This window comes from Bradyrhizobium sp. U87765 SZCCT0048, from assembly GCF_018131225.1.
In the GTDB taxonomy this organism is placed as follows: Bacteria; Pseudomonadota; Alphaproteobacteria; order Rhizobiales; family Xanthobacteraceae; genus Bradyrhizobium_A.
Genome location: NZ_JAFCMM010000004.1, coordinates 456,347 through 481,361 on the forward strand (window position 1 = coordinate 456,347; position 25,015 = coordinate 481,361).

At 66.8% G+C, this 25,015-nt stretch carries 26 protein-coding genes; 10 read left to right on the forward strand and 16 right to left on the reverse strand.

Annotation, left to right across the window (positions count from 1 at the left end):
- The first annotated feature begins 62 nt into the window (after positions 1-62).
- Together JQ639_RS24920 and JQ639_RS24925 are read left to right on the forward strand one after the other, a co-directional pair.
- Complete coding sequence (locus tag JQ639_RS24920; RefSeq protein WP_211969076.1) at positions 63-521, forward strand: Lrp/AsnC ligand binding domain-containing protein; 459 nt, start codon at positions 63-65, stop codon at positions 519-521.
- 102 nt (positions 522-623) lie between these two features.
- On the forward strand, positions 624-2,069 hold the full coding sequence (locus tag JQ639_RS24925) for an MFS transporter (protein ID WP_211968879.1): 1,446 nt from the start codon (positions 624-626) through the stop codon (positions 2,067-2,069).
- Here JQ639_RS24925 and JQ639_RS24930 read toward each other — a convergent pair.
- A complete protein-coding gene (locus tag JQ639_RS24930; RefSeq protein ID WP_211968878.1) occupies positions 2,066-2,980 on the reverse strand; it encodes a LysR family transcriptional regulator in 915 nt (304 codons plus the stop codon). The genes JQ639_RS24925 and JQ639_RS24930 overlap by 4 nt on opposite strands.
- Before the next feature lie 122 nt (positions 2,981-3,102).
- Here JQ639_RS24930 and JQ639_RS24935 point away from each other — a divergent pair, with 122 nt between their 5' ends.
- Positions 3,103-3,675 (forward strand): hypothetical protein, encoded by a 573-nt coding sequence (locus tag JQ639_RS24935; RefSeq protein ID WP_211968877.1) that lies wholly within the window; start codon positions 3,103-3,105, stop codon positions 3,673-3,675.
- A gap of 328 nt (positions 3,676-4,003) precedes the next feature.
- Here JQ639_RS24935 and JQ639_RS24940 read toward each other — a convergent pair whose 3' ends face one another.
- From JQ639_RS24940 to JQ639_RS24960, 5 genes are all read right to left on the reverse strand, one after another.
- Positions 4,004-6,295 carry a xanthine dehydrogenase family protein molybdopterin-binding subunit gene (locus JQ639_RS24940; protein WP_211968876.1) on the reverse strand — a complete coding sequence of 764 codons (2,292 nt, stop codon included), beginning with the start codon at positions 6,293-6,295 and terminating at the stop codon, positions 4,004-4,006.
- The gene (locus tag JQ639_RS24945; RefSeq protein WP_211968875.1) at positions 6,292-6,783 is read right to left on the reverse strand and encodes a (2Fe-2S)-binding protein; all 492 of its coding nucleotides are present in this window, start codon (positions 6,781-6,783) and stop codon (positions 6,292-6,294) included. Before JQ639_RS24945 ends, JQ639_RS24940 begins: the two co-directional genes overlap by 4 nt.
- Positions 6,784-7,096: 313 nt before the next feature.
- On the reverse strand, positions 7,097-8,035 hold the full coding sequence (locus tag JQ639_RS24950) for a DMT family transporter (RefSeq protein WP_211968874.1): 939 nt from the start codon (positions 8,033-8,035) through the stop codon (positions 7,097-7,099).
- 89 nt (positions 8,036-8,124) lie between these two features.
- A complete protein-coding gene (locus JQ639_RS24955; protein WP_211968873.1) occupies positions 8,125-8,466 on the reverse strand; it encodes an AtuA-related protein in 342 nt (113 codons plus the stop codon).
- 224 nt (positions 8,467-8,690) lie between these two features.
- A complete protein-coding gene (locus JQ639_RS24960) occupies positions 8,691-10,043 on the reverse strand; it encodes an acyclic terpene utilization AtuA family protein (RefSeq protein WP_211968872.1) in 1,353 nt (450 codons plus the stop codon).
- Between the two features lie 59 nt (positions 10,044-10,102).
- Here JQ639_RS24960 and JQ639_RS24965 point away from each other — a divergent pair, with 59 nt between their 5' ends.
- A complete protein-coding gene (locus tag JQ639_RS24965; RefSeq protein WP_211968871.1) occupies positions 10,103-10,441 on the forward strand; it encodes a hypothetical protein in 339 nt (112 codons plus the stop codon).
- Positions 10,442-10,510: 69 nt separating this feature from the next.
- Complete coding sequence (locus tag JQ639_RS24970; RefSeq protein WP_211968870.1) at positions 10,511-11,185, forward strand: dienelactone hydrolase family protein; 675 nt, start codon at positions 10,511-10,513, stop codon at positions 11,183-11,185.
- 158 nt (positions 11,186-11,343) lie between these two features.
- Here the strand turns inward: JQ639_RS24970 and JQ639_RS24975 are convergent, their stop codons facing one another.
- The 3 genes from JQ639_RS24975 to JQ639_RS24985 all read right to left on the reverse strand — a co-directional run bounded on the left by JQ639_RS24975 (position 11,344) and on the right by JQ639_RS24985 (position 13,290).
- Positions 11,344-11,922, reverse strand: coding sequence for a polysaccharide biosynthesis/export family protein (locus JQ639_RS24975; RefSeq protein ID WP_211969075.1), 579 nt, complete (start codon positions 11,920-11,922; stop codon positions 11,344-11,346).
- A 280-nt stretch (positions 11,923-12,202) separates the two neighbouring features.
- Positions 12,203-12,859 (reverse strand): peptide-methionine (S)-S-oxide reductase MsrA, encoded by a 657-nt coding sequence (gene msrA, locus JQ639_RS24980; protein ID WP_211968869.1) that lies wholly within the window; start codon positions 12,857-12,859, stop codon positions 12,203-12,205.
- A gap of 113 nt (positions 12,860-12,972) precedes the next feature.
- Complete coding sequence (locus JQ639_RS24985; RefSeq protein ID WP_211968868.1) at positions 12,973-13,290, reverse strand: hypothetical protein; 318 nt, start codon at positions 13,288-13,290, stop codon at positions 12,973-12,975.
- Positions 13,291-13,727: 437 nt separating this feature from the next.
- On the opposite strand from JQ639_RS24985, the gene rpsT reads away from it, so the two are divergent.
- Positions 13,728-13,994: a 30S ribosomal protein S20 gene (gene rpsT, locus JQ639_RS24990; protein WP_211968867.1), complete on the forward strand. Its 267-nt coding sequence runs from the start codon at positions 13,728-13,730 to the stop codon at positions 13,992-13,994.
- Between the two features lie 345 nt (positions 13,995-14,339).
- Here the strand turns inward: rpsT and JQ639_RS24995 are convergent, their stop codons facing one another.
- On the reverse strand, positions 14,340-14,513 hold the full coding sequence (locus tag JQ639_RS24995; protein ID WP_211968866.1) for a hypothetical protein: 174 nt from the start codon (positions 14,511-14,513) through the stop codon (positions 14,340-14,342).
- A gap of 344 nt (positions 14,514-14,857) precedes the next feature.
- Complete coding sequence (locus tag JQ639_RS25000; RefSeq protein ID WP_211968865.1) at positions 14,858-15,184, reverse strand: hypothetical protein; 327 nt, start codon at positions 15,182-15,184, stop codon at positions 14,858-14,860.
- 85 nt (positions 15,185-15,269) lie between these two features.
- On the opposite strand from JQ639_RS25000, the gene dnaA reads away from it, so the two are divergent.
- Positions 15,270-16,700, forward strand: a complete 1,431-nt coding sequence (dnaA, locus tag JQ639_RS25005; protein WP_211968864.1) for a chromosomal replication initiator protein DnaA — start codon at positions 15,270-15,272, stop codon at positions 16,698-16,700.
- Between the two features lie 221 nt (positions 16,701-16,921).
- Positions 16,922-18,040: a DNA polymerase III subunit beta gene (gene dnaN, locus JQ639_RS25010; protein WP_211968863.1), complete on the forward strand. Its 1,119-nt coding sequence runs from the start codon at positions 16,922-16,924 to the stop codon at positions 18,038-18,040.
- 16 nt (positions 18,041-18,056) lie between these two features.
- On the opposite strand, the gene JQ639_RS25015 is transcribed toward dnaN, so the two are convergent.
- Positions 18,057-18,239 carry a hypothetical protein gene (locus tag JQ639_RS25015; RefSeq protein ID WP_211990931.1) on the reverse strand — a complete coding sequence of 61 codons (183 nt, stop codon included), beginning with the start codon at positions 18,237-18,239 and terminating at the stop codon, positions 18,057-18,059.
- A gap of 126 nt (positions 18,240-18,365) precedes the next feature.
- Here JQ639_RS25015 and recF point away from each other — a divergent pair, with 126 nt between their 5' ends.
- Complete coding sequence (recF, locus tag JQ639_RS25020; RefSeq protein ID WP_211968862.1) at positions 18,366-19,508, forward strand: DNA replication/repair protein RecF; 1,143 nt, start codon at positions 18,366-18,368, stop codon at positions 19,506-19,508.
- A gap of 234 nt (positions 19,509-19,742) precedes the next feature.
- Positions 19,743-22,187, forward strand: coding sequence for a DNA topoisomerase (ATP-hydrolyzing) subunit B (gyrB, locus tag JQ639_RS25025; protein ID WP_211968861.1), 2,445 nt, complete (start codon positions 19,743-19,745; stop codon positions 22,185-22,187).
- Positions 22,188-22,274: 87 nt separating this feature from the next.
- Here the strand turns inward: gyrB and JQ639_RS25030 are convergent, their stop codons facing one another.
- From JQ639_RS25030 to JQ639_RS25045, 4 genes are all read right to left on the reverse strand, one after another.
- Positions 22,275-23,066, reverse strand: coding sequence for an SDR family NAD(P)-dependent oxidoreductase (locus tag JQ639_RS25030; RefSeq protein WP_211968860.1), 792 nt, complete (start codon positions 23,064-23,066; stop codon positions 22,275-22,277).
- A gap of 34 nt (positions 23,067-23,100) precedes the next feature.
- Positions 23,101-23,238 carry an SDR family oxidoreductase gene (locus tag JQ639_RS25035; protein WP_211968859.1) on the reverse strand — a complete coding sequence of 46 codons (138 nt, stop codon included), beginning with the start codon at positions 23,236-23,238 and terminating at the stop codon, positions 23,101-23,103.
- Positions 23,239-23,304: 66 nt separating this feature from the next.
- Complete coding sequence (locus JQ639_RS25040; RefSeq protein WP_211968858.1) at positions 23,305-24,117, reverse strand: alpha/beta hydrolase; 813 nt, start codon at positions 24,115-24,117, stop codon at positions 23,305-23,307.
- A gap of 2 nt (positions 24,118-24,119) precedes the next feature.
- Positions 24,120-24,731, reverse strand: a complete 612-nt coding sequence (locus tag JQ639_RS25045; RefSeq protein ID WP_211968857.1) for a hydrolase — start codon at positions 24,729-24,731, stop codon at positions 24,120-24,122.
- Positions 24,732-25,015: the final 284 nt, after the last annotated feature.

Sequence of the window (25,015 nt, forward strand, 5' to 3'; positions counted from 1 at the left end):
TAGACGATTTTATCACAATGCCTTATTTTCTTAAATCAAATAACGCATTGACCGTACGATCGATGGACCTCGATCCGACCGACCGCAAAATCCTCGCCCTGCTGCAGATCGACGGCCGCATCGCCAATGTCGAGCTGGCGGAGCGGGTCGGCCTGTCGCCGCCCTCGGTCGGCGAACGGCTGAAGCGACTGCAGCGCGAGGGCTACATCGAGGGCTTCGCCGCGCGGCTCAACCCGGAGCTGCTCGGCCTTGGCCTGCTGGTGTTCGTCGAGGTGCACCTCGACAAGACCACGCCCGACGTGTTCGACCGCTTCGCCAGGGCAGCGCGCAGCGCCCGCGAAGTGCTGGAGTGCCACATGGTGGCGGGCGGCTTCGACTACCTGGTGAAGGCAAGGGTCGCCGACATGGGCGCGTACCGCCGGTTCCTCGGCGACACCCTGCTGACGCTGCCCGGCGTACGCGAGACACGAACCTACGCGGTGATGGAAGAGGTCAAGCGCGACGCGCCGCTGCCGGTTTGATCTGCATGGATTCCACGCCCGCCATGCGGCCGCGGCGCGTGCCTTCGCCGCAACGTTCGCGTATTGCTGCCGCACGCGATACCACAGCCCCGACGAGACCCGATGCTGGACAAGCCGAAGCCGCAGGACCCCGCCGCCCCTACGGCCGCCGCGCCGATGTCGCGCCAGTCGACCCGGATCGCGCTCCTCGTCGCCAGCGCCTTCTTCATGGAGATGCTCGACGGCACGGTGATCGTCACTGCGCTGCCGGAGATGGCGCACGCGTTCGGCGTCCATCCCGTCGACCTCACCCTCGGCATGACCGCCTACATGCTGACGCTGGCGGTGTTCATCCCGCTCAGCGGCTGGTTCGCCGACCGCTTCGGCAGCCGCCGCACTTTTGTCGCCGCGCTGCTGATCTTCACCGCCGCGTCCGTGCTGTGCGGCATCGCCCAGGGCGAATGGAGTTTTACCGCCGCGCGAATCGCCCAGGGTTTCGGCGGCTCGATGATGGTGCCGGTGGGCCGGCTGGCGGTGCTGCGCACCACGCCCAAGCAGCACCTGATTCGCGCCATCGCCTTCATCACCTGGCCCGGGCTGATCGCGCCGATCATCGGGCCGGCGGTCGGCGGCTTTCTCACCACATATGTCAACTGGCGCTGGATCTTCTTTCTCAACATCCCCCTCGGCCTGCTCGCCGCCGCGCTGGCGTGGCGACTGATCCCGGACAGCGGCGAACGCCAGCACCGCGCGCTCGACGGCACCGGCTTCGTCATCGGCGCGATTGCCTGCCTGTCGTTCGCCTATGGCGTCAACCTGTTTGGCAATGTCGACGTGCCGGTCGCGCTGGCGAGCGCCCTCGTCGCCATCGGCATCGTGTTCGGCGTCGTCACCTACCGCCACTCGCGCCGGCATCCGACGCCGCTGCTCGACCTCTCGGCGCTCAACATCCAGACCTATGCGATGAGCGTGACCGGCGGCTCGGTGATGCGGGCGCTGATCGGCACCGCGCCATTCCTGCTGCCGCTGATGTTCCAGATCGGCTTCGGGCTCGGCGCGTTCGAGTCCGGCCTGATGGTGCTGGCGGTGTTCGTCGGCAATCTCGGCATCAAGCCGCTGACGACGCCGATCCTGCGCACCTTCGGCTTCCGTCCGGTGCTGCTCGGCAACGGCCTGCTGATGGCGCTGACCCTGGTCGGCTGCGCCTTCCTGACGCCTGAGACGCCGCGCGCGCTGCTGCTGGCGCTGCTGGTGATCAGCGGCGCCTGCCGGTCGATGCAGTTCACGGCGATCGCGACCATCGCCTTCGCCGACGTGCCGCAGGACAGGATGAGCGGCGCCAACACCTTCTTCAGCCTGATGTTCCAGCTCAGCCTCGGCATGAGCGTGGCGATCGGCGCGGTCTGTCTCAAGCTGGCGTCGGTGCTGCTCGGCCACCCGCCGGGCTCGCTGACCCTCGACGACTTCAAGGTCGCGTTCCTGCTCACCGCGGTGCTGGTGATCATCAGTCTCTACGACAGCGTGCGGCTGCCGAAGGACGCCGGCGCCGCAGTGAGCCGCAAGAGCTAGACCTTGCGCCGGGCCGCATTGGCGGCGAGCACGAGATCGCGAATGGCATCGCGCACGGCGCAGACGGCGACATCGCGCGCGCTGCGCTCATGCCAGACGATGCCGCCATCGAAATCCGGCAGCTCGAACGGCAGGCTGAACGGCACCACGGCCGGGTTGGCGGCAACGAGGTCGGCCGGGACAATGCCGAGCAGGTCGCTCTGCGCCACCAGCCCCGGCACCAGCATATGGCTGGGCACCACGAGGCCGGCTTCGCGGACGATGCCCTGCGGTCGCAGTATAAGATCGATCGGCGACGGCAATTGGCCATCGGTCGCCACGATGACATGGCGAAAGGCGGTGAAACGTTCGCGCGACGGCCGCCGGCCGATTCCGTGACCAGGGCGCGCAACGCCGACGAACCCGGAGCGACGCAGCTTAAGCGCGTGCAGCCGCGCCGGTAGCGGCTCGAGCGGCGCGACCAGCAGATCGCAATCGCCATCGACAATGCTCTGCAGCGCAGCCGCTGCTCCGGGCCAGGGCTTGGCGTGCAGTGCGAGCCGCGGCGCATGCTGCCCCAGCCACTGCCACAACGCCGGCAGCAGACCCGCAAGCGCGTAATCGCCCGAGATCAGTGTCACCGTCTGGGATATCTCCGCGAGCGGCTGCGGCGCGAGACCCACCACCGTCTCGACGTCGGCCAGGAGCCGGTTCAGCGGGTCGATCAGCCGCTCCGCCCGTGGCGACAGCACAAAGCGATTGCCGCGGCGAACCAGCAGGGGATCGCCGAGCAGGCGGCGCAGCCGGTCGAGCCCGTTGCTGAGCGCAGGTTGTGACAAGCCGACGCGCTGCGCCGCCTTGGTGACGTTGCGCTCCGCCAGCAGCGCCTGCAGCACCACCAGCAGGTTGAGATCGATCGATCGCAAATTCATTCGGTCAATATCCAGCTATACAAAGTATCGATTAGATCAATACTGCGACCTCCGCTAGAGCAGGGCGGCGAATCCCCCTGCCGCGGATCCGGCGCGATGCGCCGCCCGCCAAGAGCCCAGCCATGCCCTCGATCCAGTCCATCCCGTACGGCGCGGTCATCGCGATCGCCGCGGCTTGCCTAGCCGGCTGCGCCCACAAGGCCACCAACGAACGCGTGACGGGCGAATGCTCGGTCGCGCTTGTCGGCAAGTGCAGCTCCAAGCAGGTCACGACCGACCTCACCGACGCGGAGAAGGCGCAGCTCGCGCCGCTGCAGACACGCCGCCTCGGCATGTCCGTCATGCGCGCGCTGTCCGCAGCCCAGGCCGCCCTGAAGGCCGATGGCTACGAGCAGGTGTCGGTGAACACAACCGCCGGCCTGGTGCAGGCCGAGAAGAGCCATTCGCTGTCGTCGCAGGGCAGCAAGCTGGTGCGCGCCGTGCTCAACGCCAAGATGCCGATGCTGCGCGCCAAGCCGGACCACGAGACCACCCGCGCCCTCGTCACCGTGCAGCCCTCCGGCGACGCGGCGATGGTGCATGTCGAGTTCGTGACCACGGTGTGGGACAGCAAGGGCGACGCCAAGACGCACATGGCGACCGAGCCGGACACCTACAACGGCTTCTTCGCCCGGATGCATGGCGCCCGGCCGTAAGACCACCGCACCATGCCGCGCATGCTCGGGCAAGGCGTCGCCTGCGCCGCCATCATCGCCTGCCTTGGTTTCGTGATCTGTATCGCGCTGGGCCGCTGGGCGGCGCGGCAGTGGGCCCGGCGCCATCCGCCGCCCTCGAACACGACGCCCCCATCCGTGAACGCCGATCGTCGATGGCCGGTCATGAACTCCGGCATGCCCAGCCCGCGGCGGCGGCTGTCGTCGGCCGCGATCAAAGCGGCCACGCGCGGGCGACACAGCCCGCGCCCGACAAAACAGCCGGGGCGGCCTCGCGGCCGCCCCGGCACTGGTTATCGTCCGGCAGCGCCTACGCCTTCATCGCGGCCTTCACCGCGTCCGCGGTGATCGGCAGCGAGCGGACGCGCGCGCCGACCGCATTGAACACCGCATTGCCGATCGCCGGCGCGATCACCGTGACCGCCGGTTCGCCGACGCCGGTGGCAGGCTCGCCATTGGCGATGATGTTGACCTCGACCTCCGGCACCTGGCTCATGCGCAGCGGGGTGTAGCTGTCGAAGTTGGTCTGCTCGATGCCGCCGTCCTTGAGTGTCGCCTTCTCGTAGAGCGCGAGCGACAGCCCCCACAGCGCCGCGCCCGACACCTGGGCGCGGATGCCGTCGGGATTGACGGCCGTGCCGACGTCGGTCGCCACCGTGAGCTTCTTCACCTTGACCTCGCCGTCAGAGCCGACGGCGACATGGGCGACACATGCCGTCCAGCTCGCGGTCTTGCGCTCCTGCGACGACACGCAGGCGACGCCCATGGCCTCGCCCTTCGGCAACGGCTTGGTGCCGTAGCCTGCAAGGCCCATGGCGGCGAGCAGGGTGTTGCGCAGGCGTTGCGCACCACCGTTGTTGTCACCCTTGCCGTCGAGCATGGCGATGCGGAACATGGCCGGATCCTTGCCGGCGGCATGCGCCAGCTCGTCGACCATGCTTTCGACCGCCCAGAACGTCCAGCCGGGCGCCACCGAGCGCAACTGGCCCGACGGCGTGGCGTTCTGCGCCAGCTCGTTGATGATGGCGCGGACGTTGTGGTTGGGCACGGTGTAGAAGTGGTCGGCGCCATTGACGGTGAATCCGTCGAGCCCGCCCTTCTTGTCGACCGATGGCGTGAGGAAGTCGGGAATGCCCCAGCGCTTGGTCGGCCACGCGCTGACCACGTCATGGTTCATCGCAACCAGCTTGCCGTCGCCATCGAGACCGGCCTTGATCTTCTGGTAGGTGAGCGGACGCGAAAAATCCATGGTCATGTCGTCTTCGCGCGCGTAGATCACCTTGACCGGCTTGCCGACGGCCTTCGCCGCGATGATCGCCGGCACCATCATGTCGCCATCGAGCCTGCGGCCGAAGCCGCCACCCAGCCACATCTGGTGCATCACCACGTATTTCGGATCGACCCCGACGGCGCCCGCCGCGATCGCCCCGGTGCGGGTGGCGAACTGGTTGCCCGAATAGAGATGCCAGATGTCGCCCTGCAGCTGCGCCGTGGCATTCATCGGCTCCATCGGCGCATGGATGTTGATGTTGGTGGTGTACTCCGCCTCCAGCACCTTGGCAGCGCCGTCGAGCGCGGCCTTGGTGTCGCCGTTCTTGACAAAGAACAGGCCGGAGTCGTCGAGGCCCTGCAGCCGCTTGGCTTCCGCCAGCAGCGAATCGCTGGACACACTGGCATTCGGCCCCTTGTCCCAGGTCACCTTGAGCGCCTCGGCCGCCTTGCGCGCCGCCTGATAGGTGTTGGCGACCGCCACCACCCAGCCGGTGGTCGTGCCGGTCTTGTCATCGACCGTCACCGCCTTGATGAAGCCCGGCACCTTCTTCGCCGCGCTGTCGTCGACCGCCGTGACCTTGGCGCCGTAGCGCACCGGCGGCAGCACCAGCTTGCCGTACACCATGCCCGGCACGAACGTGTCGATGCCGTACTTCGCCGAACCATTGGTCTTGGACGGAATGTCGAGCTGCGGCACCGAAACGCCGATCATGGTGTACTGATCGGGCGATTTCAGCTTGATCGCCTTGAGCTGGTCGGGCGTGAAGGTCCTGGTCGCCTTGCCGCTCTTGACCACATCGGCGAAGCTGATCGACTTCTTCGATTTGGCATGGGAGACGGCGGAGTCGCGCACCACCACTTCACCCACTGGCACGCCCATGATGCCAGCGGCGGCGTCGGCGAGCGCCATCCGCCCGGCGGCGCCGGCGCGGCTCATGGCGTCGAAGTTCATCATGGTGCTCCAGCTGCCGCCCGTGATCTGGGCGCCTAGCACCGGATCGTTGTACTTCGGATCGTTGGAGGCCAGCGCGACGCGCATATCCTTCCAGCTCGCGCCGAGTTCCTCGGCCACGATCTGCGCCATTGTCGAGGCGATGTGCTGGCCCATGTCGGCCTTGCCGCAGGTCACGGTGACGAGACCGTCGGCGCCGATGGAGTACCACACGCTCGGCTCGAAACTCGCAGGCGCGGCGAGCGCGGCATTGCCGGTCAGGCCGGGAACGCCGGCATAGCCGAGCACCAGGCCAGCGGCGCCGGCACCGACGAGGAAGGAACGGCGGCTGAAGTCGACCGGCCCTGGCGATGAGGGCACGCGAATATGCTCGTTCATGTGTTCCTCCGATCGTTGCCCGCGTTGGACGCGGTGCGCATGTCGGACGCCGCACGCATGATGGCCTTCTGGATGCGGGCATAGGTCATGCAACGGCAGAGATTGCCGTCCATGTGGTCGATGACCTCCTCGCGCGTCGGGTTGGTGTTCTTGGCGAGCAGCGACGCCGCCTGCATGATCTGGCCGGACTGGCAGTAGCCGCACTGCGGCACCTGCTCGGCGATCCAGGCCTTCTGCAGCGGATGGTCGCCCTTGGCGCTCAGCCCCTCGATGGTGACGATCTTCTTGCCGACCGCATCGCCGAGCGCGGTCTGACACGAGCGCACGGCCTCGCCGTTGAGATGAACCGTGCATGCGCCGCACAGACCTGCGCCGCAGCCGAACTTGGTGCCGGTCATTTGCAATTGTTCGCGGATGACCCAGAGCAGCGGCGTATCGTTGGCCGCTTCGACGGACATGTTCCGTCCATTGATATTGAGAGTGGGCATCGATCTTCCTCTGCCGGTGTTTGACGTCGCTTACGGCGACGGTTCAGTGACGACGGAAATCGAAGAAAAAAGGCGGGCCGGCCCGCACCGGACGAGAACCGGACGCCGGAGCATGATCCGGTTCCGCAGCGCTGGCAACGCAAATTGGAATCGATCAAAACTAATTTCAGGACGCGATGGCGTTTGCTGCGTCGCGTCAAGCGCGCGCTGTCGATCACGGTCGCTTGAGCGGTCGGTCATCATATGCACGGCACGCATGCCACGATGAACGCGCGGCGCACGCCGGTGCGCCGCCAACGCATCGGTGTTGGCGCTAGCCGCCGGATTCCGGCTCGATCGGCGCGCGCTTACCGCGAGACGGAACTGTCATCGCCGCGATCCCGACGATGACGCAGACCAGCCCGAGCCAGGCGGTGGCGGACGGCCGCTCGCCGAGCACCACGACACTGAGCACGACTCCGATCGGCACGCGGAGATAGGCCTGGGCCGAGGTGCCGACAGGACCGAGCGTCTGGATGAGATGAAAATAGATGACGAAGGCGAGCGCGGTGGACACCACGGCAAGGCCAATCAGGGCACCGACCGACATCGCCGACGGCGACAGCGTCCAGGGATGATCGAACAGCAGGCTCGCCGGCACCAGCATCGCGGCGCCGCAGATCATCGAGCCGGCGGCCGGCACCATCGGATCGAGGCCCGAGAAGTTGCGGCCGAAGATCGCCGCGCCGCCGAAGCTGACGGCGGCGCCGACCAGCGCGAGCTGCGGCAGCACCTGCTGTCCCAGCCCCGACAGGGCATTGAGGCCGACAACGAGGCAGATGCCGGCGAGGCCGGCGGCAACGCCGAACAGCTGGCGCGGCGTCGGCGGATCGTGGCGCAGGAACACCAGCGCCAGCAGGAAGGTGAAGATCGGCGCATTGGAGCTGAGAATGGTGGCGAGGCCGGCGTCGACCTCGTGCTCCGCCCAGGCGATCAGCGTGAACGGCAGCACGCTGTTGAAGCAGGCCTGGATCATGAAGCGGCCCCATACCGCGCCGTCGCGCGGCAGCGCGACGCCGCGCAGGCGCAGGATCGCCAACAGGATGCTGCCGGCGATCAGGGTGCGCGCGGCGATCAGCGTCACCGGCGGAATGGTCGCGACACCCAGCTTGATGAAGATGTAGGACCCCGCCCACACGGTGGCGAGCGCCAGCAGCAGCGCGAGGTTCGCCGTGTAGCGCGACCTGTCCGCCACCCCGACCGCCGATGTCATGCCCGTCCGCTCCGTTCGTGATGGCCGCCACGACCCTTGCAGGAATGGTCGGACCGATGCTTCGCTCGCCGTCGAACCATGACCGCGCCTCAGCCCTGCAACAGGTTGCCGAGGGCGTCCGGCACCTCGACGGGAAAGCCGAGGATCGCCGCCGACAGCGCTTTGCCGTAGTTGTCGAGACTGAGGCTGCGGGACACGCCGCCGCCCAGGGCGCCCTCGGCGACGAAATTGAGCGCCGCGAGGTTGTCGACCTCATAGCGCGTGACCGGCCCCGTGATCGCGCCACGATAGAACGCCCTGAACCGCTCCGCGGTCAGCTGTGCCTTGAGCAGCGGATAGAACTCCGCGCGATAGGCGATCACCGCGATGTTGGAGATGTTGCCCTTGTCGCCGGAGCGGACATGGGCGACGCGCTCGAGGTTCACCAGCATGCTGCCTGCTCCACTTTCTAGACTTCGAGGCTGTCGCGCCCGTTCGCGCAAACCCCGGATGCTTCGGATTCCGTTTCGCTCGCCCCTGCCTCCTCATGGTGAGGAGCGGCCGTTTGGCCGCGTCTCGAACCATGAGGCCACCTCATCGGGGCCTCATCCTTCGAGACGCAGGCTACGCCTGCTCCTCAGGACGAGGAGGAACGGTTGTCGCGGCGTGCCCAAGACTAGCTCTCATACCAGTTGATCGTCGCCGGCACACGCTCGCGCGGCACCAGCGTCGACCACACGCCGACGATTTCGCGGGCGCGGTCCTGGTGCGGGACGCGCTTGCCAGTCATGCCGACGCCGGACACTGCCATGCCGTCGACCTCGCGGCCGACCTTGAGCGCCTCGTCGCGGGTCTTGGTGCGCGCCGCCACCCGCACCGCGACCTCGTAGGGCTCCGGCGCGTCTGCCGGCGTCGCCTCGCCATGAATGGCGTTGAGGCCGAGGAAATCGATCCGCAGGTCATCGGCCTTGAGGCCGACGATGCGGAAGCGCTCCTCCAGGATGCGTTTGGCGAGCTGCGCGCGACGCAGCGCGCCGGGACCGGCATAGAAGAACATGTCCTCGCCGATGAAACCTTCCATGCAGCCCATGGACACCTTGAGGGTGGGCGTGCGCGGCTTGCCGCCGACGCCATGAACCCGCACGCGGTCCGGACCGACCTCCTCGATCGCCGCCGTGGTGAAATCGACCACCACATCCGGCGTGATGTAATTGGCCGGATCATGCACCTCGTAGAGCATCTGCTCGGCGACGGTGCGGCGGTCGATCGCGCCGCCGGTGCCCGCAACCTTGGCGATGACCGCGCTGCCGTCCGCCTCAACCTCGGCGATCGGAAATGCGAGATCCCACGGCGACGGCACGTCCTTGAAGGGCGGGTCGGCAAAATAGCCGCCGGTGACCTGGGCCCCGCACTCCAGCAGATGGCCGATGCCGCTGCCCTGCCCGAGCCGCGCCCAGTCGTCGGCGCACCACTGATATGTGTGCATCAGCGGCGCGAGGAACAGCGAGGGATCGGCGACCCGCCCGGTGACGACGATGTCGGCGCCGGCGTCGAGCGCGGCGACGATCGGCTCGGCGCCGAGATAGGCCTCGGCCGAGATAATGTCGGCCGCAATGCCGCCGACCGGCGCACCGGTTTCGAGCACCTGCGTGTCGAGACCACGCACCAGCTCCGTGATCAGGCTGCCCGACACCGCGGCAACCTTCCTGCCGCGGGCGCCATGTTCGCGCAGCAGCGCGACGATGCGCTCGGCCGCACCATCGGGATTGATCCAGCCCTGGTTGGTGACGATGCGGGTGCCGCGGCGCAGGCAGCCCGGCAGCACCGCGCGCATGCGGTCGTCGAGATAGGTGTCGTAGCCGGGGAACGACGGATCGCGGCGCTTGCGCACCTGGGCTGCCGACACGGTGGCCTCGGCCATGGTCTCGAAGCACAGGAAATCGAGATCACCCTGCTCGGCATTGAGCTTCGCAGGTTCGATGCGGTCGCCCCACCAGGCGGAGCCGGCTCCCACTCTCACGCCAGGCACGTCATTCCTCACCTGCTTTCGACTTGTGTTGCGCCGCGATCCGAAGAACAATCGGCGCCATGAAGCTAGTTCCGTTCGCCGCCGTTGTCGCCCTCGCCCTGACGCATGCCGCCCAGTCGCCGGCGCGCGCCGGCGACTGGGGCCCCGCTCCCTTCACCCGCACGCTGTCGAACAACACGCCGCTGGCCTTCGGCATGAGCCCGGATGACGTCGCGACCGCGCTGGGCACGCCGCTCTCCCGTGTCGGCGGACGGACCGGCGACGAGATCTACCTCGCCGCGCGCCACATCGGCGGCAGCGGCTTCTTTCCGCGTGACGACAAGCTGTTTCTCCAGTTCCGCAAAGGCCGCCTGACCGGCTGGAAAGGCGACTGGGGCCGCAACTGGATGTGGCAGTAACCTGCGCCGCAGGCTGCCCCGCGCCAAACTTCCCTTATCTTCTCTTTCTCCAACGCCTGGACACTTGCCATGGGACAGACCATCACGCTGAAGGCTTCCGACGGATTCGAGCTAAGCGCCTATCGCGCCGATCCGGCCACCCCCGCGAAAGCGGCCGTGGTGGTGATCCAGGAGATCTTCGGCGTCAACGATCACATCCGCACGGTGTGCGACCGCTTCACGGTGCAGGGCTATACCGCGATCGCGCCGGCGATCTTCGACCGTGTCGAGCCGGGCTTTCAATCCGGTTACTCGCCAGAAGAAGTCGCGGTGGCGCGCAAGTTCGTCGCCAATCCGGATTTCGACGCGTTCCTGCGCGATACCCAGGCGGCGATCGACGCGGTGAAGTCGATCGGCCCGGTCGGCGTCATCGGCTTCTGTCTCGGCGGCAGCATCGCGTTCGCGGCGGCGACGCGTCTCCACGGCCTCAAGGCGGCGATCGGCTACTATGGCGGCGCCATCACGCGCTTCGCCGACGAGACGCCGAAGGTGCCGACCATGCTGCACTATGGCGAGAAGGACCACGGCATTCCGCTGTCCGATGTCGAGGCCGTACGCGCCAAGCGCCCGGACGTCGAGATCTTCGTCTATCCCGACGCCCAGCACGGCTTCAACTGCGACCAGCGCGCGAGCTACGACAAGGCCAGCGCCGATGTCGCCCGCCAGCGCAGCCTGGCATTTTTCGCCAAGCATCTGCTGGGGTAAGCGAACGCTACGGCGGCCGATCCACCGGCGTCATTCCGCGGGGGGTGACCGCGCGCCTCACCATGAGGATGAGAGCTGATGTCTTGGCGAGGGGATAAACCTTCTGTCGTCCGTGGCCTTCACTGTCCATTGAGCGAAGGGCTGAACGAGCCGACCGCCTAGAACCAGCGCTCGCTGATGACCACGGTGTCGCCCGGCCGCATGATGGTGCCGAGCGGCACGGTGGCGCGCACGGCGCCGTTGCGGTCGGTGCGGGTGAGCTCGACCGTGCCCTTGAAGGCGCGCGGCGAGAAGCCGCCGGCGATCGCCACCGCGCTCTCGACCGTCATGTTCGGCACATACGGATATTGGCCGGGCGCCGTGACCTCGCCGAGGATGAAGAACGGGCGATAGGCCTCGACCTCGACCGCGACATAGGGCTCGCGGATGTAGCCGGCGCGCAGCTTGGCGGTGATGGCGCGGGCGAGTTCGGCCGGCGTCAGGCCGCGGGCATGGACCGTGCCGACCAGCGGCATGGTGATGGCGCCGCCGGCGTCGACCGCATAGGAATTGGTGAGTCCGTCCTGGCCGTAGACGACGATGCGCAGGCGATCGCCGGCGTCGAGGCGATATTCGGAGCTCGGCGCGAACGCGACCGGCGTCACCGCGACATTCGGCGCGCCATAGGCGAGCTGATCAAGACCCGGCCCGCCAACTGCCGGACCACCGATGGCCGCCACCGGCGGCGGCACGGTCATGCACCCCGACAGCGCGAGCGCGACGAGCGCACCAACCAACAGACTCTGAAACGCGCGCCAACACCGCACCGGACCGATCCCTTATCCAGGACACATGTCAGGTGTGCACCGATTATGGTTAACAAAGGGTATCGATGCCGACGTTGGCGGGCTGGTTCCGCCGATTGAACCGCGGCAGCGATCAAAGAGAGCGACAAAAGAGAAGAGAGGGCCGCGCGCAGCGCGCGGCCCTCTCTCATCTCTCAAGTCCGACGTCGGCGCCGGAACCGGACGTCGGATGTCAGGCGTGAACGCCGACACCGATCGGGCAGGACACGCCGGTGCCGCCGAGACCGCAGTAGCCGCCGGGATTCTTGGCGAGATACTGCTGATGATAATCCTCGGCGAAGTAGAACGCCGGCGCAGGCGCGATCTCGGTGGTGATCGCACCATACCCCTGGGCAGCGAGCGCCTTGCCAAAGGCAGCCTTCGACTCTGCCGCCGCTTTCGCCTGCGCCTCGCCATAGGTGTAGATCGCCGAGCGATACTGCGTGCCGATGTCGTTGCCCTGGCGCATGCCCTGCGTCGGGTCGTGGCTTTCCCAGAACGTCTTCAGCAGCGCCTCGTAGGAGATCTTCCCGGGATCGAACACCACCAGCACCACCTCGGTGTGTCCGGTGCGCCCCGAGCAGGTCTCTTCGTAGGTGGGGTTCGGCGTGATGCCGCCGGCATAGCCCACCGCCGTGACATAGACGCCGTCGCCGAGCTGCCAGAACTTGCGTTCCGCACCCCAGAAGCAGCCAAGCGCGAACACCGCGCGCTCGAGGCCGTCGGGATACGGGCCCTGCAGCTTGTGGCCGTTGACGAAATGGGTGGTCGCGGTGGGAATTGGATCCGCACGGCCCGGCAATGCGGTGGCGGCGGACGGCAGTTCCAGAGACTTGCGCATGAACAGCATGGATCGGCTCCTGCTTCGGATCCCAGACAGATCCGACATATATGTCTCTACGCAGCAAACGTCAGGACGTTACCCTGCCGATGATCCGGCGGATACCGGCGCCGCGACGCCGCTCAGTCGCGGGCGTAGCCGATCAGCCGGCGCTTCGGGCGGCTCAGCAGCATGAGCACGAGCCCGATCACGCCGAGCACGGCCCAGGTCGGCTGGTTGAGAATGACCTTCACCACACTGTTCCAGAGCCAGGGCGAATGGCTGTCGACCATCACCTGCGCCGCCCGCTGGCTGGCCTGGTGGATGTCGTTCCAGAAGTCGCCGAGCCGGGTCAGCCGCACTGTCTGGTCGGCGATCGAGCGGGCGCCGTCATAGACCAGGAAAATGAACCCGCCGGCGAGCAGCAGGAGGCCCACCAGACGGAAGAAGCCGCGGATCATGTCGTCGTCCTGTTCCCGAACACCCCGCCCGGCAATACCGGCAGGCCGGCCCGAATTCAACCTCGGCCGTCGGCCGGGGCCATGAGACGGGCCCCTGGGCCGGGCCAGCCAGGGCGCCCGAAGGACCCCCCCAAATGGCTGGAACCGCTCCCTTTTCTCGGGCGAGGGGAAAGGCCGGCGGACGGTCGCCCCCGGCGCCAGACTGCCGTTCCCCGGCCACAGCCGCGTTGACGATCATTTCCCGCGCCATTATAAGACGCCCAACTGGCGGCAGGTTCACCCTTGCCGCCGCTGTTCTTTGAGCAGCCCCGCAGCCCGTATTCCGGGTTCGGCTATTTCAAGAACGAACCCATTCATTCAAACGTCGGTCGCGGCGAAGCGGACGACGCCAACAAGCCCGGCTCGGCATCGAGTCGTCGCAGCAGGACCTTGAGAGCATGGCCAACACCACTTCTGCCAAGAAGGCGACGCGGAAGATCGCTCGCCGCACCATCGTCAACAAGTCGCGCCGCACCCAGATGCGCAACTCGGTTCGCACCGTCGAGGCGGCGATCGAGAAGGGCGATCGCGACGCCGCGCTCGTTGCCTTCAAGAAGGCGGAGCCTGAGCTGATGCGCGCAGCGCAGCGCAACATCGTTCACCGCAACAATGCGAGCCGCAAGGTGTCGCGTCTCGCGGCGCAGATCGCCAAGCTCGCGAAGTAAGCTTCTCGCTCGACAGAGCGACTGTCACAAAAGCCCGGCTCGCGCCGGGCTTTTTTGTTTTCCAGGATCGCTGTTGCGAGAACGTCTTCGCTTGTCGCGCACATCGTGTCGCACACTCGCTCTTTTGCATCGCGCGCAGTCACGTTGCGCATTCCGAGACAAGCGTGGCGCGCACTGAGCGAGCGAGAATCGCCTAGCACCCTTTTTTAGATTTGCAAGCGATCGCCCCATCATCAGGCTGTTGATGACATGACGGCTACCCTGCAAAAATGATCAAGAAAAAACGCGCTTCACTAATCACTTATCGGCAAAGCGCGATCAGGTACTTTCAAAAGCCCGGAGCGATCAGACCATTGGTGAAGAATTTGTGAAGTTTTTTTTCGCTCGCCCGCGGAATGTGACAAGGCCGCGCCCAATCGATTCCACGCGCAGATTCAAAATGTTGTCCACAAGCACCGGCGACGCGCGCGCGCCGTCAACCATGATGCCGAATTCGGCGCACGCATCTTCGAGAATCATTTCGTTGCGGCCCGCGAGCCATCGTGTATTTCTTAAATCGTTCGCGGCACCCGCGGCTCGTCAGATCAGCGCGATCTGAGACCCTCGGGAAACGCAACGGTCAGCGATGATCGGAGCGTTAGCGAAGTTTCCCAAGCGACAGTCGGTTGACTCATAGCGATATGAGAGTGGTTTCGTGCGCCCAAGTTTCTCCGACGCCTCCGGATCTGGCCGGGTGCGTCGACAAGAAGAAATGATGCGCGCGGAAGCGAATGGTCGACGGCATGGGAGACGGGACTGAATGTGTGAGGGCTTTCAGTACGCGGCATTCCGGATCGAGGGGATTTCCCCGCGCAACCGGGATTTTAGAAGACTCGGCAACGCAACCATCGACGCAACACCTTGCCGCGCATCGGCGCGGCGAGCGGGGGGTTTTTCATGACACAGCGAGCAATCTCGGCCATCCATCGCGCACCACGCTCCACCAGCTTTTCGCTGCGCAGCCGCGCCTGTAGCGCGGTCCGGATCTGCCCGATTGCGTGCTTCCCCTCTGCTCCTGGAGATCGCTCCAGTACCTGCTGATCCTGCGGACCAGCCTCCTTTTCCGAATGCCAAAGCTGCGCCTGCCTGACGGCATCATCGATGCCGAACGACATGGTGCGCGCGCACGGGATCGCGAGAGCTGAACGCAAGGATCGCTCGCCGCGGCGACAGCGCGGCCCCTCTTCATCGGCGACAGCCGTTTCACGCAACTCCGTCAGAAAAGTTTTGAGTCACATGACAGACATGGATCAGGATCGTTGGGCCCGCGTACAGGTGCGCCTTCGCTCGACCGTCGGCGAGGACGTCTACAGCAGCTGGTTCGCCCGCATGGATCTGGAAGGCGTGCAGGGCGAGAGCGTGCACATGTCGGTGCCGACCCGCTTCCTCAAAAGCTGGATCCAGGCGCACTACGCCGACCGTGTGCTGTCGTGCTGGCAGGCCGAAATGCCGGAGGTGCACCGCATCGACCTCACCGTGCGTTCGGCAATGCGTGCCGCCGCGCCGGTTCAGGTGGTCAAGCCCGCGGTCGAGGAACGCCGCGCCGAGCGCGCCAGCGCGCCGGCGTCGGCGGAACTGCGCGGCCCGATGATGTCGCCGGCCGCGGCCGGTCATGACGCGCTCGGCGGCTCGCCGCTCGACCCGCGCCTGACCTTCGACAGCTTCGTGATGGGCCGTTCGAACACGCTGGCCCATGCCGCCGCGCGTCAGGTCGCCGAGGGCCGCCGCGGCGACCCCGTGATGTTCAACCCGCTCTACATCCATGCCGGCGTTGGCCTCGGCAAGACGCATCTGCTGCAGGCGGTGACCTGGGCCGGCAACGCCAGCGGCGAGCGCAAGGTGCTCTATCTCACCGTCGAGAAGTTCATGTACGGCTTCGTCGCCGCGCTGAAGACGCAGACGGCGCTGGCGTTCAAGGAAGCGTTGCGCGGCATCGACGTGCTGGTCATCGACGATCTCCAGTTCCTGCAGGGCAAGTCGACCCAGGCCGAGTTCTGTCACACGCTGAACGCGCTGATCGACGCCGGCCGCCAGGTGGTGATCGCCGCCGACCGTCCGCCGTCCGAGCTCGAAGCTCTCGACGACCGCGTGCGTTCGCGCCTCGCCGGCGGCCTCGTCGTCGAGATGGGCACGCTCGGCGAAGAGCTGCGCCTCGAAATCCTCAAGACGCGCGTCGCCGCGGCGCGGGCCCATCACGCCGGCTTCGACGTGCCGCAGCCGGTGCTGGAGTATCTGTCGCGCGCCATCACCCATAACGGCCGCGACCTCGAAGGCGCGGTCAACCGCCTGCTCGCCCACAGCAAGCTCAACGCCCAGCCGGTGACGCTGGAGATGGCCGAGCGCGAGGTGCGCGACCTGGTGCGGCCGCAGGAACCCAAGCGCGTCAAGATCGAGGACATCCAGCGCGTGGTGGCGCGGCAGTACAATGTCAGCCGCTCGGACCTTCTGTCCTCCCGCCGCACCGCCAACGTGGTGCGCCCGCGCCAGGTCGCCATGTACCTGGCCAAGACGCTGACCCTGCGGTCGCTGCCGGAGATCGGCCGGCGGTTCGGCGGCCGCGACCACACCACCGTGCTGCATGCCGTCCGCAAGATCGAGGCGCTGGTGACCAAGGATGTGGCGCTGGCAGACGAGGTCGAGCTGCTGAAGCGCCAGCTGCAGGACTGAAGTCAGGACCGGCCGCCCGCTCCGCCGGGCGGATCGCTCTGAAATTGCGCGGATAACGCTCAGGAAATCCTGGCCTGCGGGGGCTGCCCACTTGCGCTCCCTCGCGGTCCACGGCACCTTGCGGTCCCCCGCGGGCTTGCTCCCAGCGGGCGTCACTCGCCGGGGCGGCATGCCCGCGCCGGCATTCCCACAGTGTCGTAGAGTATCGGACGGATAGTGCGATGAAGGTCACGGTCGAGCGTGCGCAACTCCTGAAGTCCCTGGGCCATGTCCACCGGGTGGTCGAACGCCGCAACACCATTCCGATCCTGGGCAACGTGCTGGTGCGGGCGGAGAACGCCAAGCTCAGCCTGAAGGCCACCGACCTCGATCTCGAAGTCACCGAGACGCTGGCCGCCGAGGTCGGCGGCGCCGGCTCGACCACGGTTCCGGCGCACATGTTCTACGACATCGTGCGCAAGCTTCCGGACGGCTCGCAGGTGGTGCTGGAGGCCGATGGCGACCGCTCGGTGCTGGCGATCCGCGCCGGACGCTCGCGCTTCACGCTGCAGACCCTGCCGGAGAGCGATTTCCCGGATCTCGCCGCCGGCGACATGACCAACGGCTTCAAGGTGCCGGCCAGCGACGTCAAGCGCCTGATCGACCGCACCCAGTTCGCGATCTCGACCGAAGAGACGCGCTACTATCTCAACGGCATCTATCTGCACAACGCCGGCAGCGGCGCGAGCGCGACCCTGCGCGGGGTCGCCACCGACGGCCATCGCCTCGCCCAGGTCGACCTGCCGCTGCCCGCCGGCGCTGAGGGCATGCCGGGCGTCATCGTGCCGCGCAAGACCGTCGGCGAGGTGCAGCGCCTGATCGAGGATACCGAAGCGGAGATCCTGATCGAGCTCTCCACCGGCAAGATCCGTCTCACCCTCGGCAACGTCGTGCTGACCTCCAAGCTGATCGACGGCACGTTCCCTGACTATGGCCGCGTCATTCCGCAGCACAACGACAAGGAACTGATCGTCGACAAGAAGGACTTCGAGGCCGCGGTCGACCGTGTCTCGACCATTTCCAGCGAACGCGGCCGCGCCGTGAAGCTGTCGCTGTCGGCCGGACGCCTCGTGCTGTCGGTCACCAACCCGGACTCCGGCAGCGCGACCGAAGAGCTCGAGGTCGAATACGCCGCCGACCCGCTCGATATCGGCTTCAACTCGCGCTACCTCCTCGACATCGCCGCCCAGATCGAGGGCGAGGTCGCCGTGCTCCGCCTCGCCGATCCGGGGTCGCCGACCCTGATGCAGGACAAGGATTCCAAGGGCGCGCTGTACGTGCTGATGCCGATGCGGGTGTGAGGCGACCGCACGCACTTCACGTGCACGGTTGCACGATGTTTGGAGCGGCCGCAGCTGCTCCGCTGCCATGAGGCGCGAGGCGCATCTCCAATAGCAGCGTCATCACCGGGCTTGACCCGGTGATCCTGCTTTCGAAGCTCTCGTGGGCGCTGCGCGCAAGCTGGGTTGCCGGGTCAAGCCCGGCAACGACGCTGAACATGGAGCGGGGCCTTCCGCCTGATCCACCATCCCGACGGCAATGGAACAGCCCGGTGCAACTGCCTGCGCCAGCACCATCCATCGGACATGGCTGTCCATCGCGCGCGGGCGTGATAAAGCACCAGCCATGACCGCCTGCCACATCCGCCGCCTCAGCCTGACGCATTTCCGCAGCTACCGCGCGGCGAGCGTGACGACGCGCGGGCAGCTGGTGGTGCTGGCCGGGCCGAACGGCGCCGGCAAGACCAACTGCCTGGAGGCGATCTCCCTGCTGTCGCCCGGCCGCGGGCTGCGGCGCGCGACCCTTGAGGATGTCGCCGACATCCAGGGCGACGGCTCATGGGCGGTGTCCGCCGAGGTCGAGGGCGCGCTCGGCCTCGCAACGCTCGGCACCGGTATCGACGCGACATCGGGCGATGGCGCGACCACGCGCCGCTGCCGGATCGACCGCGAGCCGGTCGGCTCCGCCGCAGCGTTCGGCGATCACCTGCGCATGGTGTGGCTGACGCCGGCGATGGACGGCCTGTTCATGGGCGCCGCGTCCGAACGGCGGCGTTTCTTCGACCGCCTGGTGCTGGCGGTCGACAGCGGCCACACCGGCCGCGTTTCGGCGCTGGAGCGCTCGCTGCGTTCGCGCAACCGCCTGCTGGAGGAACGACCGGGCGATGGCCACTGGCTCGACGCGGTGGAACGCGAGACCGCCGAACTCGCGGTCGCGGTGGCGGCGCTGCGCATCGAAACGCTGACGCGGCTGGCCGCCAAGCTGCGCGGGCGCGCCGCCGTCTCTGCGTTCCCCTCCGCTCAGATCGCATTCGACGGCTGGGTCGAAAACGCACTGCTCGAAGAACCGGCGACCGCGGTGGAAGACCGCTACCGCAAGGTGCTGCGCGACGCCCGGCCGCGCGACGCCGCCGCCGGACGCACCCTCGACGGCCCGCATCTCACCGACCTGCAAGTGGTCTACGCGCCCAAGCAGATGCCGGCCAAGGATGCCTCGACCGGCGAGCAGAAAGCGCTGCTGATCGGCCTCGTGCTTGCCCATGCCACGCTGGTGTCGGAAATGACGGGCATCACGCCGCTGCTGCTGCTCGACGAGGTCGTCGCCCATCTCGATCCCGGCCGCCGCGCCGCGCTGTTCGCGGAACTGACCGATCTCGGCGCGCAGGTCTGGATGACCGGGGCGGACCCCGCGGCGTTCGCCGAAGTCGGCGCCAATGCCGAGCTGTTCGAGGTCGACGGCGGCCGGATCAGCCGCCGCGGCGGCGCCTGAAAGCAGCCAAACCGGGCCGCCGAATCCACCCGGGACAGGCCTTGCGGAACAGGCTTTTCCGGTGCCTCGAAGGGGCCGTTTTGCGGCCTTGCAAAAGCGGCAAAAATCACCATTTATTCAACAGCTTGAAGGGCATCCTTTTGCCCTGTACGCCCCCTCGAATTCGTGGCACAAAAAGCGTCTCAGCACGCACGGTCGTGAACTGATTCGCCGGCCCTCGCGAAGGCATCCTTTATGAACGAACCTGCCCGGCAGCAGCCTGCCGAACCCGTCGCCGCTCCGGCTGCCGAATACGGCGCCGAGTCCATCAAGGTCCTGAAAGGCCTCGACGCTGTCCGTAAGCGTCCCGGCATGTATATCGGCGACACCGATGACGGCTCGGGCCTGCATCACATGGTCTACGAGGTCGTCGACAACGCCATCGACGAGGCGCTGGCCGGCCACGCCAGCGCGGTGAACGTGTCGCTCAATCCCGATGGCTCGGTGACGGTGCGCGACGACGGTCGCGGCATTCCGACCGACATCCACAAGGGCGAAGGCATTTCCGCGGCCGAGGTCATCATGACCCAGTTGCACGCCGGCGGTAAGTTCGACCAGAACTCCTACAAGGTTTCCGGCGGTCTGCACGGCGTCGGCGTGTCCGTCGTCAACGCGCTGTCGACCAAGCTGCAGTTGCGGATCTGGCGCGACGGCAAGGAACACTTCATGGAATTCCACCACGGCGACGCCGTGGCCCCGCTCGCCGTGGTCGGCGACGCGCAGGGCCAGCGCGGCACCGAGGTGACGTTCTATCCGAGCCCTGAAACCTTCACGATGGTGGAGTTCGACTTCGCCACGCTGGAGCACCGCCTGCGCGAGCTCGCCTTCCTCAACTCCGGCGTCACCATCGTGCTGTCCGACATGCGCCATGCGGTCGAGAAGCGCGAGGAGATGCGTTACGAGGGCGGCATCGAGGCGTTCGTGAAGTACCTCGACCGCAACAAGACCGCGATCATGCCCGCGCCGATCGTGATCCGCTCCGAACACAACGGCATCGCCGTCGACGTCGCGCTGTGGTGGAACGACAGCTACCACGAGAACGTGCTGTGCTTCACCAACAACATCCCGCAGCGTGACGGCGGCACCCATCTCGCCGGCTTCCGCGGCGCGCTGACGCGCCAGATCACCGGCTATGCCGACACCAGCGGCATCTCCAAGAAGGAGAAGGCCGGGCTGACCGGTGACGACTGCCGCGAAGGCCTCACCGCCGTGCTGTCGGTGAAGGTGCCCGACCCAAAATTCTCGTCGCAGACCAAGGACAAGCTGGTTTCCTCCGAGGTCAAGCCGGTGGTCGAGAGCGTCGTCAACGAGGCGCTCGCTGCCTGGCTCGAGGAACATCCGGGCGAAGCCAAGAGCATCGTCGGCAAGGTGATCCAGGCCGCGGCCGCGCGCGAGGCCGCGCGCAAGGCGCGCGAGCTCACCCGCAAGAGCCCGCTCGGCATCTCGTCCCTGCCCGGCAAGCTTGCCGACTGCCAGGAGCGCGATCCTGCCAAATCCGAGCTGTTCATCGTCGAGGGCGACTCGGCAGGCGGCTCCGCCAAGCAGGGCCGCAACCGCGAATTCCAGGCGGTGCTGCCGCTGCGCGGCAAGATCCTCAACGTCGAGCGCGCGCGCTTCGACAAGATGCTGTCGTCGGAGCAGGTTGGCACGCTGATCACCGCGCTCGGCACCGGCATTGGCCGCGAGGACTTCGACCTCAGCAAGCTGCGCTACCACAAGATCATCATCATGACGGACGCCGACGTCGACGGCGCCCATATCCGCACGCTGCTGCTGACGTTCTTCTTCCGGCAGATGCCGCAGCTGATCGAAGCCGGCAACCTCTATATCGCCCAGCCGCCGCTCTACAAGGTGACGCGCGGCAGGTCCGAGCAGTACCTCAAGGACGAGCGCGCGCTGGAAGACTACCTGATCGGCACCGGCCTCGACGACTGCGTGCTGCGGCTGTCGACCGGCGAGGAGCGCGCGGGCAAGGACCTGCTGGCCATGGTGGAGGACGCCCGCGTCATCCGCGGCACGCTGCATGGCCTGCACAGCCGCTACAACCGCGTCGTGGTGGAGCAGGCGGCGATCGCCGGCGTGCTCAACCCGAGCATGACGGCCGACCCGCAGACCGCGGAAGCCGCCGCCGACTACATCGCCAAGCGTCTGGATACGCTGGCCGACGAGGTCGAGCGCGGCTGGATCGGCCACTATGTCGAGGGCGAGGGCTTTCACTTCGAGCGCACGGTGCGCGGCGTCAAGGAAGTCGCCGTGCTCGATGCCGCGCTGCTCGGCTCCGCCGACGCCCGCAAGCTCGACGAGTATGCCGGCCGCCTGCAGGAGGCCTATCCGCGCCCCGGCACGCTGCGCCGCAAGGACAGCGAAACGCCGGTCTACGGCCCGGTCAGCCTGTTCGACGCGGTGACGGATGCCGGCCGCAAGGGCGTGGCGCTGCAGCGCTACAAAGGTCTCGGCGAGATGAACCCGGGCCAGCTCTGGGAGACGACGCTCGACACCAACGTGCGCTCGCTGCTGCAGGTGAAGATCAAGGAGGTCGACGAGGCCGACGACATCTTCACCAAGCTGATGGGCGACGTCGTCGAACCGCGCCGCGACTTCATCCAGGACAACGCGCTGGTGGCCAGCGTCGACGTGTGAGGCCGCGGCACCGTGTCGAGGCATCCATAAGCTGGACCGTGGATCCCGGTAGTTGGCGCCGATAGACACCGAAGCTGGACCTGTCGGTCAGAACGCGCTTTTCACCACGCCGCCGTCGACCCGCAGCGCCGCTCCATTGGTTGCCGAGGACAAGGGGCTCGCCACATAGGCGACCATGGCGGCGATTTCCTCGGGCTGCGTGAAGCGTTTGATCAGCGACGTCGGCCGGACTTTCTCGAAGAACTCGGCCTCGAACTGCGCGAAGGATTTCCCTCCCGAACCAGGCAGCGCCTCGACAAAATCGACGATGCCGCGCGACTTGGTCGGGCCCGGCAACACGCTGTTGACCGTGATCGCGGTGCCAGCGACGGACTCGGCGATGCCGCGCGCCGCCGCGATCTGCGCAGCCTTGGTCACGCCGTAGTGCACCATCTCCTGCGGGATATGCAGCCCGCTTTCGCTCGAAATGAAGATGATGCGGCCCCAGTTGCGCTGTCGCATCGGCGGGAGGTACAGGCGAGCAAGACGAACGCCAGACAGGACGTTGACGTCGAAGAAGTGCCGCCAGTCGGCGTCCGGGATCTCTTCGAACGGCTTGGGTTCGAAGATGCCGAGGTTGTTAACCAGGATCTCGATGTTCGGGAAGCGTTTTGCAACCGCTTCGGCGGCGTCCGCTGTTCCCAGATCACCGGCAAATCCTTCGACGCTGCCGCTCCCGATCACGGCAAGTTCGGCGACCGCACGATCGACCGCATCCTGTGTCCGGCCATTGACGATGACGCGGGCACCCTCGCGAACGAGAGTCGCTGCGATTGCGCGGCCGATGCCGGCGGTGCTGCCGGTGACGAGGGCCAGTTTGTCCTTGAGTTCGAGGTTCATGATGTCTCTCCTGATGCGTGCGAGTTGGTCGCATTCAAATCTCGCTCATGCCGCCGTCGACGACGATTTCCGTGCCGACGATGAAAGCTGACTCGTGCGAGGCGAGATGCAGCACGGTGGCGGCGATTTCAGCGGGCTTGCCGAAACGGCCGATCGGAATCTGCGCTTGCATGGGCGCAGCGTTGCCCGGCTGCGAGATGGTCGGGCATTCGCCTGAGACTCGTGAATTGAAGTGCCACTAAAGAAAGCGTTTCACGAACCTCAGCGCGGTCTCAGCCACTTCCCGCCAGCCGCTGTCGATCGTCAGCGAGTGGCCACGCCCCGGAAGTTGAACGAACTCGGTGATCGCCTGCCGGTTGCGTTTCTGCTGGTCGTAGGCGGCACGAGCCACCGATGGCGGCACGGTGTGGTCGCGCTCACCAGAGATCATCAGCAGCGGTCCACGTTGCGCGGCCTCGGTGTCGACGCGAACCTCCGTCCATGGATTAAGGTTCGCGACCGCGGCCTGGAAGATCGGCCGGCCAGGCGCCGGCGCCTGATAGGCTTGGTAGAGCGCCTCGCTCTCAGGTTCAGGCACTGCATTGCCGAAGGCGTAACGGAACTGCTCAGAGGTGAGGCCAACTTCCCGGGCAGCGTTGGCCGGGTTATGCAGGACCGGCCAGGCGGACCGAAGGGCCGACATCGGCAGCGGCAGGACACCCCGGAATGGCGCAGGATCGATCGCCACGGTCGCGGCGGAGAGTCCGCGCCCGGCCAGGATCTGCGCGATGAGCCCGCCGAATGAATGGCCGATGAGGGCCGGGCGGCGGCCGAGCGCCTCGGCGATGCCGGCGAAATGCGCCGTGACCTCGCCTACGGTTTCGGGCGCCATGGCGCCGCCCACCTCCGCCGGCCAGCAGGGCGCGAGCGCAGCATAGCCGGCGGCCTCGAACATCTCGGCCCATCGGTCCCAGGAGCTGGGCTTCAGCCACAGGCCGTGGATGAAAATGACCGGTTGTTTCGTGGACACATTGTTCTGGTCGATCGCGTCGGCGATAGTCTGGGTCGTCATGATCAATGCCCCTCAACGGTGAACAGGATGTCGGAAAAGCCGGGGACGGTGTCGGCGCGATTCCAATCCCGCTGCAGTTCGCAGATCAGCTGCACCCAGCTGGTGGGTTGAGCGCCGGCCTGGATCAGGCGCGACAGCCCAGCCTCGTGAGCCACACGGGACGTGCCGCCCACGGCATCGACCACCGGATAAACCTCGAAGCCTTCCCGCAGGGCGTCGAGCGCGGGGTGGACCAGGCACACTTCGGTCCAGAGTGCGGTCATGATCAGCTTCTTGCGACCCGTGGCGTGAACCGCGGCCACGAAGTCCTTGTCCTCCCAGGCGTTAATAGAAGTCCGATCGATAGGGGTGATGTCCGGGAAGACCTCGGCGATCTGGCGGATGGTGGGCTGATTGCGCCCGGTGGCGACGTTCACCGTGGCGATGACCGTCGGCAGGTCGAACAGTTTGGCGGTCCTGGCGACGGCGGTGATGTTGGCAACGAGGCTCCGCTTTTCCATTGACTGGATGGAGCCGACCTGGACCGGCTGGTAGTCGATGATCACCAGGGCCGCGTTCTGCGGCGTCAGCAGATGGTCGGTTTGCGGGTCGCGAATGATGGGGAAGGATGTCATGAGAGTCTCCTGTTTTGTCGGGGTAGGATGATCAGTGGGACGAGGTGGCGGCGACGTAGACCGTGTCGCTCGGGCCGATGCCGGTCAGCCTGACGACGGCAGGATCAGCTCGCGTGAAGGCGAAGTGCGGGGTGCCCCCCGGCTCGGTGTAGAGGCCGCCGACCGTCAGCGGCTTGACCGCCGCGTCATTCGCCTTGGCGCCATAGCCGAAGTACCAGCTCCCGGAGATCACGTTGGCGAAGCGATCGTCACGGTGGGTGTGGGGCGCGATCCTTGTGTTCGGT